Here is a 13191-nt window from a genome sequence, read left to right as displayed (position 1 = left end):
TAAGAAACGTTTCTAAACATGTATGTACATAATAGCCAAAAAATCCTTATTTTCTTTATGAATGAAGAAAATAAGGATTTTGAGTTTGATAATGAATCCTCTGTAAAAGAGAATTATTGTTCTATTTGTTTTCTGCTCCATTTTTTCCTCCCGCCTGTTCTGATTTCTCGTACAAGCTCATATACTTAACCAATGACTTGATGAGGAAAGGAGAGATATGTTGGAGTTTATACAGACCATCGGACAGATTCTCCTGATTAATATTTTACTGAGTGGAGATAACGCGATTGTCATTGCAATGGCGAGCCGGAATCTTCCGGAACATCTTCAGGCACGCGCTATTCGCTGGGGAACGTTCGGCGCAATCGCACTTCGGATTCTCTTTGTATTTATTATGATTTACCTGCTGCAGCTTCCTTTTATCCAATTAATTGGCGGATGTCTCCTATTGTATGTAGCATATAAATTACTGGTGGATAAGCAGGACCACAGCCAGATGAAAAGCGGGAATTCCCTGCGGGAAGCCATTACGATTATTATCTTTGCTGATGTGATTATGAGCTTGGATAATGTACTAGCCATCGCCGCCATTGCTGATAGTGATTTACTTCTGATTATTGCCGGGATTATTTTAAGCATCCCGATTATCTTAACAGCCAGTGAATTGATTTTGAAGCTCATTGAGAAATTTCCGATTATCATTTACATTGGTGCCGGCCTGCTTGCCTGGACAGCCGGAAAAATGCTGTTAGAAGAAGCATTGGTACAGCACCTTTTTGCTTCGCTGAAATATGGACAGCTTATCTTCCTTAACATTCTTACCCTTGCCGTTCTTTTTATTGGGAAATGGCGCAGAAATCAATTAGAAATGACGGTATAAAAAAACCTCTTATGGGCCTTAACGTCACATAAGAGGTTTTTAACTCTGCAGATTTAAATGCTTTTGTAGGTTTTTGCTTTTGTAAATAACACTGCTGTAATAATCAAGCCAAGCATTCCAAAACCAAGCAGAATAGCTTGAATTGGGATATTAGCAGCTGATAACCCGGAAACAAGGGCGTAAGAAATCGGATCGAATCCATTCATAGCCAGGAAAATAATACTCATGACCCTTCCCATAATATAATCTTCCGCCTGTTCCTGAGCAGCAGTAAAGAATGGGATGAATACAAATGACATGGAAAACCCGATAAAGAACACAACTATTGTCAGCATCGTTAAATTAGGAACAAGTGCAAAAATGACATATGCGATTAATGCTCCCAATAATCCAAATAAGGAGGTCCTCCCTTTCTTCTTGACTAAGACAGAGCTGAGTATCCCTGTGCCAGCCACCAGACCAATCCCCAGACTGGCTTCCATATAACTTAGATTAAGCGGGGTTCCGCCATAGCTTTCCACCAGGAAAGGAATCGCAATATGCAATGTTCCAAACACAAAGAAGTTAAGTGTAATAAGTACAACTAACCCCGTCATAAGAAAGCTTGAATTGCGAATATACGCCAGACCTTCCTTGATTTCTTTGATTGGCTTCTGCTTTTCCTGCAACGAAACCGGCCCTTCATTAATGAAGCGCGGATAAATAATGACCGCAGAAAGCAAAGCCAAAATCATTGCTACAAAATAACTGCCGCCGACACCGATAGATTCCATTAATACACCGGCAACAATCGGACCTGCTACAAATGAAATCTGATCGACACCCTGGAATAAAGCATTGGCACGCTGCAGCTGGCTTTTCTCAACAATCTTAGGAATCATCGATGAACTTGCCGGCCCGAAAAAGGCATCCAGCATCCCAAATCCCGCAGCAATCAATAGAAGCAAAGTAAGTGATAATGCATCATTTTTTATCAGTATATATAACACAAGCAAAAGAATAGCCTGCACAAAATTCGCTAAAAACATAATCGTCGTCTTCTTGTAACGGTCCGCTACCACTCCTCCGAAAATCATCATCGAAATTCTCGGGACGGTTGCAGCAATTAATACAAGTCCTAACGAGCTGGCTGATCCGCTATCACTGATAACAAACCATGTCGTTGTTGTCAAAAACATACTGAAGCTGACAACACCAAAGATCCCAGCAACAAACAACAACACAAACGTACGATTTTTAAATAAAGGCTGTGCTTCCATACTATCTTTCCTCCGGCTTTTTTATTGATGAAACAAAGCGTTTTGTTTATTTTCACATGACAGGCAGGGATATATGCTTTATAATAAGAAATAACATAACCTACCGACCGTTCGTTTCTAGAGAAATTTTACCTCACCATCATTACTTTGTCAAAGGAGAATCATCATGCATACAAAAGAAAAAATTTTACTCGAAGGAATGGAGCTTTTTGCAACGCTTGGCTATAATGGGACCTCCATGACAAAAATCGCCGATCGAGTTGGCCTGCAGAAATCTTCTCTCTACGCACATTACAACAGTAAAGAAGAATTATTTTTCGATGTAACCACAAAAATCGCTGCGGATTACGTGGATTTTGTGAAGTCCGCCTTTAAAAATGAGGGGAAAACAGCGCAGGAAAAATTGTATCTTTCTTTCCAGGCACATGTGAAGGACATGGCAAATCACGACAGCAGTATTGAATTTTATAATCGTTTTTCCTCTTATCCTCCTAAAGGTTTAAAGGACAAAGTTTTAGAAATATTGCGTGACAGCGAGGAGCAGGCACGGGCGTCCTTTAAAGAAGAGATAAAAAAAGCACAGGCAGATGGTGCTGTTACAGAAGAAGTTTCTCCAGAAGAAGCTGCTCGCGCTTTTTATGGTTTATTGGACGGTCTATCGTATGAAACAAACTATTATGAAATGGATGTTATTGAAAGTCATGGGGAGTCGATGTGGAAGGTATTTTGGCGCGGGGTTCAGGCATAGTTGTTCCCCCCTTTCATGTATGATATGTTTAACAAAATCATATAAGGAGATGCTGATAAAATGATGAAAAAATTACTTTGTCTTTGTATCGTTCTTATTTTAACCGCTTGCAATTCCTCTGATTCTGAAGAAAATCCATCGCCTGCCGATATAGAATCGCCAGACGATGCTTCCAAAGAAACCGTACAGGCAGGATTAAACCAGCTTGGGTTTGAAGCACTCTCCGGATTAGACAAGAACGAGGATGGTAATGTATTTATTTCGCCTATCAGTATTTGGACAGCACTGAACATGACCTATCACGGCGCAGATGGGAAAACAAAAGCAGAAATGGAAGAAGTGCTTGGCCTGGAAAACATCGACTCGGATGCCTTGCTTTCTGCCGACCACGATTTGTTAATGGAGCAAGCAGCAGATAATCAGGAGGTAGAACTGTATCTCGCCAATGCTGTATGGTTCAGGGAGGACATGGAAATAAATGCTGCGTATCAAGAAGCACTGGAAACATATTATCAGGCAAAAATAGACCCTTTAACAACTGCTGATGCCATCAATGATTGGGTTGCTGAACAGACCAATGACCGGATTGATCATATGGCAGATGATATTTCTCCTGATTTAATTTTATTCTTGCTTAATGCCGTTTACTTTCAAGGAGATTGGACGTATCCCTTCGATGAAACCTTAACAGAAGAACAGGAATTTTCTTTAGAAGATGGCTCCACTATAGAAACACCGATGATGACTTTGTATAAGAAAGACTTACATTATTGGGAAGATGAGAATGTCCAGGTTGTTTCCTTGCCTTATGAAGAGGAAGAAACCATACAAATGCAGATTTTCCTGCCAAGTGAGGACACGAGCTTTTCTAATTTCCGAGAAGACTTTTCTTTGGAAAAATGGCAAGAAAGCATGGATGCGTTAGAGCAGCAAATAGGAACGGTATTACTTCCATCCTTCACGCTGGAATATGAATCGGAGCTCAATGACTTTTTCATTCATCTTGGCATGGAACAGGCCTTTGACCCGAATCAGGCTGATTTATCCAACATGTTTGAGGGAACGGATGCTTCAGACGCTTATATCAGCAGAATTTTTCATAAAACATTTATCGACGTCGATGAAGAAGGAACAGAAGCTGCCGGCGCTACTTCAGTGGAGGTAGAAGAAACTTCTGCTGTATTGGAAGATACGTTTACCATGAATATCAACCGTCCATTTCTATTCACCATCACCAATACAGAAGAGGATATTATTTTATTTATGGGAAGTATCGAACAGCCGGTACAAGAATAAAATAAATCTTTATTCAGTGGAATCCGCACAGCCAGTTTACTGCGAAAAAAAGAACTTTCCACGCATCTTTGAACAAACCGTTGCAAAGGTCCGTTCAAGATAGATGGACAGTTCTTTTTTGATTTTAAACTTAGCGCTTCACGAAATTTTCGTCCCGTTTGTTACTTGCTCATCCGGACGAAGCAAAACGACATCTCCCTCTTCTTCTACGCCGCCAACGACAAGCACCTCTGATTTAAAGCCGGCAATTCGACGCGGCGGAAAATTAACGACCGCAACAACCTGACGTCCTATCAAATCCTCTGGTGTATAGCGCTTTGTAATTTGTGCCGATGATTGCTTTTCACCAAGCTCCTCGCCAAAATCAATCCGTAATTTAATCGCCGGAACACGCGCCTTTTCGAGCGGTTCTGCATGCAATACCGTACCTACACGTAAATCGATCTTCATAAACTCTTCAAACGTTGCCATTCTATCTTCCTCCTGCGAACAAATTTTCAAATTATTTCTATTATATCTATCTTAATGGAAAGGCATACTTGAAAGCAAACAGATAAAATGAATATAGCTTTGGAAAGCCGCTGTTTCTTATTAAAACGAAACCTTTTTCCTGATTTACCGTATTTCTATTATAGAATAATTCATTTACTTAAATAGAAACACACTCTATAACTCAGGGAGGAGATTCTGTGCTGCAGGTACATATCGATTCAGCAGGTTATCAGCAAAAGGAACCTTATCTGCAAAACATTCATTTCACCATCTGTCCCGGTGAAATTGTCGGTTTAATCGGAGCAAATGGCGCCGGGAAAAGTACAACAATCAAATCAATCATCGGCACCATGGAGCATGTACATGGAAATATTGAATTAGAAAAAGACAAACAGCTGGCCTACATCCCCGAAGAGCCGATTCTCTATGATCGCCTTACGCTCTGGGAGCATTTACGGCTTGCTGCGACGTCTTATGAAATGCCCCAAACTATTTGGGAGCCCCGCGCAAAGGATCTTCTCAAGAAATTTTCGCTTACGGGTAAAGAACATGAACTGCCTATTCATTTTTCCAAAGGAATGCGGCAAAAAACATTGATTTGTCTAAGCTTTATGACAGAAGCGGACATTTATATCATTGATGAACCTTTTATTGGATTAGATCCAATCGCAACAAAGCATTTGATTAACCTGCTGTATCAGGAAAAAGAACGCGGAGCCGCTTTGTTGATGTCTACACATGTCCTGGATTCCGCAGAGAAACTCTGTGACCGGTTCATTCTTTTAAACGAAGGAAACACGATTTTCCAAGGAGATTTACTGGAGTTACAAAAAGAAACAAATCAGTCCGCTGGCACTTCTCTTTTAGATTGTTTTTATGAATTATTAGAGGAGGACGTATCATGAATGGAACTGCACGCACGCTGTTCCTCAAACGGCTCCAGTCCGATTATAAAAATCTATGGGAAGCCAGCAAGCTGATACTGGATTGGACCTTATTTATCTATATCTTGATTCCCGGGATTGCTATTGGTGCTTTTTTCTACATGGAATGGCTGCAGGATATCCCCTTTCTATTAAATTTCATTGGCTGGTATGGCTGGATGATGATATTGGTAATAAGCTTTTTCTTCCATCATATCAAATTATTTACTTATCTGGCGGACCAGCTTTTCTTAAGCAGAAATATTCCCTTGCTGCGGCGCATCTCTCAATATGCAATCGTCTATTCAACTAGTATGATGCTACTTACCGCAACGTTGTTTTTTATCATTGCTGCACCTTTTCTAAGCAAACTATTCTCTTTATCTCTGCTTTCTTTGGGATATTTATGGCTTTACTATCTCTCAGGCGTATGTTTGCTAACCCTATGGAAAAAATATGCACAGATTCATATCTCCTCTTTTATTATTCGTTCGATATCCATTATTCTAATCCTTATATTGTGGATAAGTTTATCACAGGGTATCTTATTACATTTACCTCTGTGGATAATGTGGATAACCTTAAGTGTTATCGCTATTACTTTTGTATCTGACAAGCTTGCTTATCATGGAACCCATTTTTTAAAAATTGCTGAAATGGATGAACAAACAAGAGGAAAATGGGTTAATCTTTTATTTACCAATGTCCGGCAGCAAGGGTACAAACCTCCTTCTGCAAAACCAATCAGGCTCTGGAAGGAATCACAGGTTATGTTTCAAAAGCAAAGCAGTGAAATGATATTCACCGATGCCTATTTTAAATCCTTCTTCCGCAATTTACCGGTGCTGATGCCGCTTGTTCAGCTTACAGGACTCCTAATTGCGGTGCTGATTGTATCTGCACCGCATTGGACTGGCTATCTATTTTGGCTGGCTTCGATCTATATCATTGTGGATATTACTAAAACAGGCTGGCTTGGCTTTCGATTTAACTCCTTTATTGAGCTTTTCTCATGGAGAGAATCCATGCTGCGAGGATCTCTGGAGACAAGCGTACGACGGCTGAGTTCGCCTATCCTATTCGTTATTGGACTCCTTTTCGGATATTTTAAATTTGGTCTTTTCGGGATGCTGATTTTCTCTATTATCAGTGTGTTGTCGGGAATAGGGCTGGTGTATTGGCATATTCGTTATGTTCCGGTTAATCACGTAAGCATCGAAGAATAATTTGGCAGCTTGCTATCATTTGCTGTAAGCTTAAACTAAGTATGAACTAGTATGAATGGAGACTACCCATATGCAAAGAATCTTAATTGTTGATGATGATACCCGCATTTTACAGCTTGTCCGGATCCAGCTTGAAAAGGAAGGTTTTCTCGTTGCAGAAGCCAAGGATGGTGCAAATGCTTTATCTCTCTTAAATAAAACCAGCTGTGATTTAGCCGTCGTCGATGTAATGATGCCATTTATGGACGGTTTTCAGCTGACAAAAGAAATTCGTAAGCAATACGATATTCCGATTATTTTACTCACAGCCAAAGGGCAAATTGAGGATAAGGAAGAAGGCTTTCTGGCGGGAACAGATGATTATCTAGTAAAACCATTTGAACCGCGTGAACTCAGCTTCCGTATTCATGCTTTACTGCGCCGCTACCATCAGGAGAACGATACGCATATCATACGATTGGGAGATACCGAAATTAATCTGGATAGTTATGAGGTAAAGATTGGGGATAAAACCCTGTTACTTCCCTTAAAGGAATTTGAATTATTAGCATTATTGGCAACTTATCCACAAAATGTGTTTACCCGCTCACAACTGATTGAAAAAGTGTGGGGAATCGATTATGAAGGTGATGACCGTACCGTAGATGTTCATGTCAAACGACTGCGGGAGCGTTTTTCTTCCTTGACTTCTGCTTTTTCCATTAAAACTGTCCGAGGTGTTGGCTATTGTCTGGAGTCAGCAGAATAATGCGGTCACTATATGTTAAATTTGCTGCTGTCACTATTGGTATCATGCTGCTTAGTGGTGTGATTGCCTTTTTCATATCGAATACCTATTACCAGCATTCTCTGAAGCCCCAAAACGATGCAAAAAATACAGAAATCGCCTTAGATATGGCTGCGTTTATTGAAAATAATCCAGAAATCGATATCAGCGACTATTTATCAAATATAGCAGATGTCGGTTATCAACTATACCTTGTGGATAACTCAAGTCAAGAACAGTTCTTCGGAGCAGCCTTCCGGGAAAATAATCTGGAATCAGCTGTCGTGGAAAATGTGCTGAACGGGGAAGTTTACCATGGCATGCTCCATTTCCCTCAGGAAACCTTTGTAACAGGTTTTTTTGCCAATGAGCTGAAGAATTCCATTGGGGTGCCGCTTACGTATCAGGGAGAGAGCTTCGCACTATTTATCCGACCAGACATCAAGCTGCTCTTCAACGAAATGCATTTATTATTTGGAGTGCTCTTTGCTTTAACAATTATCCTTAGTATTTTGTTTGTTCTTTTTAGCACAAATTACCTTATCAAACCCATTTCCCGGCTTAGTGATGCTACTAAACAGCTGGCTAAAGGAGATTTCCAGGTGAATGCCTTGAGCACGAAACGAAAGGATGAGCTTGGAGAGTTATCCTCAAGTTTCTCACAGATGGCGAAACAAATTGTGGAAAACGAACAAGTACGCAAAGAATTTGTTTCTAATATCTCGCACGATATTCAATCTCCATTATCTAATATCAAAGGGTATACGAACTTGCTGGAGGATAACGAATTAACAGAAAAAGACAGGCAGCAGTATATCTCAATTATTAATGAAGAAACCGGACGTTTATCCACCATGACGGACCAATTGCTGCTGCTTGCTTCGCTTGATCATGAAAAGCACATTGTAAAAAAGAAGCATTTTAACGTCAGCAGTCAATTAAAAAACCTATTAAAAAGTTATCAATGGCTGATTCATGAAAAAGAAATCATGCTGAGCTACACACTCCCTGACTTGGAAATTTACGGCGACCCTTCACTGTTAAATACGGTTTGGGATAATTTGCTTTCCAACGCATTAAAATATAATCAATCAGGCGGCAGTATTGATATTCAATTCACATATACAAATGAGCAATGCTCTATTTCTTTTACAGACACGGGAATTGGTATTTCTGAAGAGGAAGCAGAACGTATTTTTGACCGTTTTTATCGGGCGGATGCTTCCCGTACAAGGAGTGTAAAAGGCACAGGATTGGGCTTATCCATTGTGGCTACAATCATAGATTTACACGGCGGTACTGTCATAGCCAGACCTGGTGAAACTGCCGGAACTATCTTTATTGTTACTTTGCCGATTTCTAACTAAGTTTTTCTCCTTATTCACAATGCGTTCATATTCATTCGTTACGATGAAGCAAAAGAAATAAGGAGGACATTATGATTAAAAATCCAAGTCGTTTGTTATTAATCTTATCAGGAGTTTTCGGTCTCATCGGTGCCATTCTGGGCGCACATATGGCAGGTTCAGGATCATATGCATTCCGCCCTGTTCATGCCCACAGTCTGGTAGTCGGCTGGCTGTCCCTATTTTGCTGGGCAATATTCTATAAAGTTTTTCAGCCAAAATCACCTTTCTTAACAGCCCTCCATGTATGGAGTGCAGCAGCAGGATCCATTGGTTTAACGCTTGGAATGTGGTTGTATATGGTACAGCCATTTGAGCTGCCGCAGCTGCTTACACTTATTCTTTATATTGGAGGCGGAGTCACACTTCTAATCAGCTTTGCCTGCTTTTTTATTCTTACCCTGTTCACAGAAACAAACTAAAATAAAGAGTTAATCCAACGTGAAAAAGAGAAGGATGACAAAATGTCCCTTCTCTTTTTCAGATTATTAATATACTGTCTGAAACCAATCTTCCTCTTGTAGGGAGATAGACTGTTTATCTATTTAAATGCAGTAAATTATCGCCTTCCGTAACTGCTTTCTGATTTACAGGAAATACTTCCGCATAATCACCCGTATTGGTGATAATGATCATTACCGTTGGATCATAACCGGCATTTTTTATTCCATCGATGTTGAATGCTCCTAAAATATCGCCTTTTTTCACTTGCTGTTCTTGGCTTACTTTGCAATCAAAGCCTTCTCCATTCAGATTTACAGTATCAATACCGATATGGATTAAGATTTCTGCTCCTTGATCCGTACGAATTCCAAAAGCGTGCCCAGAATCATAAGTGACGGTAATCGTCCCATCTGCCGGAGCTACAATCAGCTGTTTTTCAGGATAAATAGCTATCCCTTTCCCCATCATCTCTGATGAAAACACCTGATCATTCACTTCCTGTAACGGAATAAGCTTTCCAGTAAGCGGGGAGCTGATTGTTACTTCGCCTGCTTGAACAGAAGTAGCTTCCGTATTCGTTTCATTTGCCGGTTCTTCCGGGCTTTTATCATTTTCTGGCGCAGCTAATTTTCGCTTTCCATAGATAAAGGTTAACGTAAAAGCAACTACCATACTAATGACAATACCAATCAGAAACATTGGAATCGAATTAGGTGCAATGGAAATGAAACCAATCACACTCGCCGGTCCCATTGCTACTGCAAGCACATGGAAAAAGCCGATAAATGCAGAAGCAATGCCTGCCCCAATCATTCCACAAATGAATGGAAATTTCAGTTTTAAGTTCACCCCGAAAATCGCCGGTTCTGTAATACCCAGCATCGCAGATACACTTGCAGAAGACGCCAGACCTTTTTGCTTTTTATTCTTTGTAACAAAGAAGATTGCCAGACATGCCGCACCCTGGGCTACGTTTGCCATGGAAGCAACCGGGAAAATAAAGGAACCGCCAGTGTTTGCTACATCCGCAAGCAGCATCGTTTCAATCGTCGGGAAGCTTTGGTGCAGCCCCGTGATAACAATTGCAGAATAGAACGTTCCGAAGATCCCTAAGCCAAATCCTCCTGTGGTCTGGTATAACCACACAAGACCGTCTGTTAATCCGTCAGACAAGGAACGCATCAGTGGTCCGACAAAAATAAACGTTAAAAATCCAGTAATAATTACCGCAAACATTGGTGTAAAGGTAAAATCAAATGCATTCGCCAGCCGTTTATGGAAGAACTTCTCAATGTTAGCCAAAATCCATGACACTGCCAAGACTGGCAATACAGACCCTTGATACCCAGCTTGTGCTACGTCCAGACCAAAAATGTTCCAGTAGCTCATTGTTCCGTCCTCAATCGCATTTGCTACCGCATAGCCATTGACTAAATCCGGCATAACCATGGCCATCGCCATTGCAGCACCTAAGTACGGATTACCGCCAAATCGCTTCGTGGCGGAGTAACCAATCAGAATTGGTAAAAAGGCAAATGGCGCAGAAGAAAGCAGATTAATAATACTGGCTACATCTTCAATGGCAGGAAACATTTCTACAACCGACTGCGGGCCGAATAAATCCGGAGATGTCAGCACATTATTTAAAGCCATCAATAAACCGCCCGCTACTAAGGCCGGAATAATCGGCACGAAGATGTCAGACAGTAATTTAATAAATGACATGATTGGATTCGGTTTTTTCTCTTCCTCCGATATTGCTTTCAAATCGTCTTTGGATACTTCTTGAATGCCTGTTGCATCTGTTAATTCTTTATACACTTTATTTACATCACCAGGACCGATAATAATCTGGAACTGACCATTTTGTTTAAACGTTCCTTTAATATCTGGATGATTATCTAATCCTTGCTGGTCAATATTTTCATCATCTTTTAAGACTAAACGTAAACGAGTTGCACAATGAGCGGCAGCTTGTATATTATCTTCGCCAAGCATTTTCAGGATATCTTCTGCAACCTGCTTATGATTCATGATTTCTTCCTCCCTGTAACCGTTTTTTTTATCATACAAACAAAAAACCAATATGTCAATCGTTTATCATATATTTCACTAATCATTTATATAAATGCTTTTAATTTAGATAATATTATGTTATACGTTTGACATATTAATGATTATTGCATATGTTCTATATAAGAAGTTTAATAGATATAAGGAGTTGAAAAAGTATGGAATTAATAACAGAATGGACGACACCTTTGCGTTATAAACCTTATCACCAATGGTCTAAAAGCTATCAGGATATGCTTGCGGCAGAGTTAGAGCAGTCCGGATGGAAGCTGGCATTTCATATTCAACCGAAAACCGGCCTCTTAAATGATCCGAACGGTTTCTCATTCTACAATGAGAAGTGGCATTTATTTTATCAGGCCTATCCATTTGGACCTGTGCACGGCGTGAAGTCCTGGTATCATATGGTATCGGATAATTTAGTTGATTGGGAGCAGCATGATTACGTTTTATTACCCGATTCTCCTTATGATAGTCATGGGGTTTATTCAGGCTCAGCGATGACAGTAGAAGACAAGCTATTTTTAATGTATACAGGAAATGTGCGTAACGAGGAGTGGGAGCGTCATTCTTATCAGCTGGGTGCTTGGATGAACACGGAAATGGAAGTAGAAAAAATAACGGAACCCTTAATCGATAGTCCGCCGGCAGGCTATACACATGAATTTCGGGACCCGCAGGTATTTCGTTATCAGAATCATTACCTGATGATGATTGGTGCCCAAACAAAAAATGAAAAAGGTGCGGTATTAGCTTACCAAAGCAGCAATCTGACAGATTGGGAATTGCTTGGTGAATTAGATTATACAACAGAAGAAATGGGCTTTATGGTGGAATGCCCTAATTTCGTTTTGGTAGACGGTCAGCCTGTGCTGCTGTTCTGCCCACAGGGTTTAGACAAAGACATTTCCTCTTATCAAAATATCTATCCAAATATGTATGTCATCGGTTCCTCATTTAATAAAGAGACGGTATCGATCGAAAACACGTCTGATTTAATCAACCTTGATGAAGGCTTTGATATCTATGCAACACAAGCATTCCAGGCACCGGATGGCCGTGTATTGAGCGTTGGCTGGATTGGGCTGCCGGAAATTGATTATCCTACCTTTGAAGAAGGATGGGCGCATTGCCTCAGTATCGTGAAAGAATTGTCCATCAAGGAAAATCATCTGTACCAAAAACCAGTTGCAGAAATGCAGGAATTACGGCAGAATCATCAGGAATTGCAGGGTTCTGCACAAGCATCCGATACGTTATTAAGCTCACCTGACAGCAATGTTTATGAATTAAAGCTCGAATTAAATGCAGGTACATCCGGCTCTTTATATTTATTTGCAGATAAGCAGAATAAAGAAGGTCTGAAGATTTCTTTCGATGCAAAACATGATACAATAAGCATGGACCGCAGTAAGGCAGGTATCCCTTTTGGAGAGTCCTATGGTTCCACTAGAACTGCTGCACTCAAAAGACAGGATAAGCTGACATTGCATATTTTTGCAGATCGTTCTGTCTGCGAGGTTTTTGTTAATGATGGCTATCGCGTCATCACGAGCCGTGTTTTTGTGAAAGACCCGCAGCAGACGCATATCTTCCTTCAAGGGTTTGAAGGGGATTATACGGGAGATTTCTGGACCTTACGCGAAATGAATGAGTAATAAGTAAAGGGTGAGAGCAT

At 40.4% G+C, this 13191-nt stretch carries 12 protein-coding genes; 9 read left to right on the top strand and 3 right to left on the bottom strand.

From position 1 onward, the window contains the following. Positions 1-220: 220 nt before the first annotated feature. Positions 221-880: a TerC family protein gene (locus tag ACFO3P_RS04720; protein WP_289584479.1), complete on the top strand. Its 660-nt coding sequence runs from the start codon at positions 221-223 to the stop codon at positions 878-880. 53 nt (positions 881-933) lie between these two features. Here ACFO3P_RS04720 and ACFO3P_RS04715 read toward each other — a convergent pair whose 3' ends face one another. Continuing rightward, a complete protein-coding gene (locus ACFO3P_RS04715) occupies positions 934-2139 on the bottom strand; it encodes an MFS transporter (protein ID WP_042529136.1) in 1206 nt (401 codons plus the stop codon). 166 nt (positions 2140-2305) lie between these two features. Between ACFO3P_RS04715 and ACFO3P_RS04710 the strand changes: the two genes are divergently transcribed. Continuing rightward, positions 2306-2887, top strand: coding sequence for a TetR/AcrR family transcriptional regulator (locus tag ACFO3P_RS04710; RefSeq protein WP_042529135.1), 582 nt, complete (start codon positions 2306-2308; stop codon positions 2885-2887). Between the two features lie 60 nt (positions 2888-2947). Continuing rightward, positions 2948-4183 carry a serpin family protein gene (locus tag ACFO3P_RS04705; protein WP_368900998.1) on the top strand — a complete coding sequence of 412 codons (1236 nt, stop codon included), beginning with the start codon at positions 2948-2950 and terminating at the stop codon, positions 4181-4183. Between the two features lie 138 nt (positions 4184-4321). Here the strand turns inward: ACFO3P_RS04705 and csaA are convergent, their stop codons facing one another. Then, entirely contained in the window at positions 4322-4654 is a 333-nt protein-coding gene (gene csaA / locus ACFO3P_RS04700; protein WP_042529133.1) for a chaperone CsaA, read from the bottom strand. Positions 4655-4872: 218 nt separating this feature from the next. Between csaA and ACFO3P_RS04695 the strand changes: the two genes are divergently transcribed. The 5 genes from ACFO3P_RS04695 to ACFO3P_RS04675 all read left to right on the top strand — a co-directional run bounded on the left by ACFO3P_RS04695 (position 4873) and on the right by ACFO3P_RS04675 (position 9418). Then, a complete protein-coding gene (locus tag ACFO3P_RS04695; protein ID WP_289584481.1) occupies positions 4873-5580 on the top strand; it encodes an ABC transporter ATP-binding protein in 708 nt (235 codons plus the stop codon). Beyond that, positions 5577-6824: an ABC transporter permease gene (locus ACFO3P_RS04690; protein ID WP_289584482.1), complete on the top strand. Its 1248-nt coding sequence runs from the start codon at positions 5577-5579 to the stop codon at positions 6822-6824. The genes ACFO3P_RS04695 and ACFO3P_RS04690 overlap by 4 nt, the downstream gene beginning before the upstream one ends. A gap of 70 nt (positions 6825-6894) precedes the next feature. Continuing rightward, positions 6895-7572 carry a response regulator transcription factor gene (locus ACFO3P_RS04685; RefSeq protein WP_193064484.1) on the top strand — a complete coding sequence of 226 codons (678 nt, stop codon included), beginning with the start codon at positions 6895-6897 and terminating at the stop codon, positions 7570-7572. Continuing rightward, positions 7572-8957, top strand: coding sequence for a sensor histidine kinase (locus ACFO3P_RS04680; protein WP_042529127.1), 1386 nt, complete (start codon positions 7572-7574; stop codon positions 8955-8957). Before ACFO3P_RS04685 ends, ACFO3P_RS04680 begins: the two co-directional genes overlap by 1 nt. A gap of 71 nt (positions 8958-9028) precedes the next feature. Then, the gene (locus tag ACFO3P_RS04675) at positions 9029-9418 is read left to right on the top strand and encodes a hypothetical protein (RefSeq protein ID WP_193064483.1); all 390 of its coding nucleotides are present in this window, start codon (positions 9029-9031) and stop codon (positions 9416-9418) included. Between the two features lie 115 nt (positions 9419-9533). Here ACFO3P_RS04675 and ACFO3P_RS04670 read toward each other — a convergent pair whose 3' ends face one another. Further along, a complete protein-coding gene (locus tag ACFO3P_RS04670) occupies positions 9534-11474 on the bottom strand; it encodes a sucrose-specific PTS transporter subunit IIBC (RefSeq protein WP_193064482.1) in 1941 nt (646 codons plus the stop codon). A 197-nt stretch (positions 11475-11671) separates the two neighbouring features. Between ACFO3P_RS04670 and ACFO3P_RS04665 the strand changes: the two genes are divergently transcribed. Continuing rightward, positions 11672-13171: a sucrose-6-phosphate hydrolase gene (locus ACFO3P_RS04665; protein WP_289584483.1), complete on the top strand. Its 1500-nt coding sequence runs from the start codon at positions 11672-11674 to the stop codon at positions 13169-13171. The last annotated feature ends 20 nt before the right edge of the window (positions 13172-13191 follow it).

It is taken from the genome of Oceanobacillus aidingensis, assembly GCF_042654105.1.
Lineage (GTDB): Bacteria > Bacillota > Bacilli > Bacillales > Amphibacillaceae > Oceanobacillus > Oceanobacillus oncorhynchi.
This window is presented reverse-complemented; position numbering and strand designations above follow the sequence as displayed.

Excerpts from the sequence above, each read along its gene's own strand:
- ACFO3P_RS04705 (WP_368900998.1), top strand. The coding sequence starts at position 2,948 with ATGATGAAAAAATTACTTTGTCTTTGTATCGTTCTTATTTTAACCGCT.
- ACFO3P_RS04670 (WP_193064482.1), bottom strand. The coding sequence starts at position 11,474 with ATGAATCATAAGCAGGTTGCAGAAGATATCCTGAAAATGCTTGGCGAA.
- csaA (WP_042529133.1), bottom strand. The coding sequence starts at position 4,654 with ATGGCAACGTTTGAAGAGTTTATGAAGATCGATTTACGTGTAGGTACG.
- ACFO3P_RS04690 (WP_289584482.1), top strand. The coding sequence starts at position 5,577 with ATGAATGGAACTGCACGCACGCTGTTCCTCAAACGGCTCCAGTCCGAT.
- ACFO3P_RS04680 (WP_042529127.1), top strand. The coding sequence starts at position 7,572 with ATGCGGTCACTATATGTTAAATTTGCTGCTGTCACTATTGGTATCATG.
- ACFO3P_RS04685 (WP_193064484.1), top strand. The coding sequence starts at position 6,895 with ATGCAAAGAATCTTAATTGTTGATGATGATACCCGCATTTTACAGCTT.
- ACFO3P_RS04715 (WP_042529136.1), bottom strand. The coding sequence starts at position 2,139 with ATGGAAGCACAGCCTTTATTTAAAAATCGTACGTTTGTGTTGTTGTTT.
- ACFO3P_RS04675 (WP_193064483.1), top strand. The coding sequence starts at position 9,029 with ATGATTAAAAATCCAAGTCGTTTGTTATTAATCTTATCAGGAGTTTTC.
- ACFO3P_RS04710 (WP_042529135.1), top strand. The coding sequence starts at position 2,306 with ATGCATACAAAAGAAAAAATTTTACTCGAAGGAATGGAGCTTTTTGCA.
- ACFO3P_RS04665 (WP_289584483.1), top strand. The coding sequence starts at position 11,672 with ATGGAATTAATAACAGAATGGACGACACCTTTGCGTTATAAACCTTAT.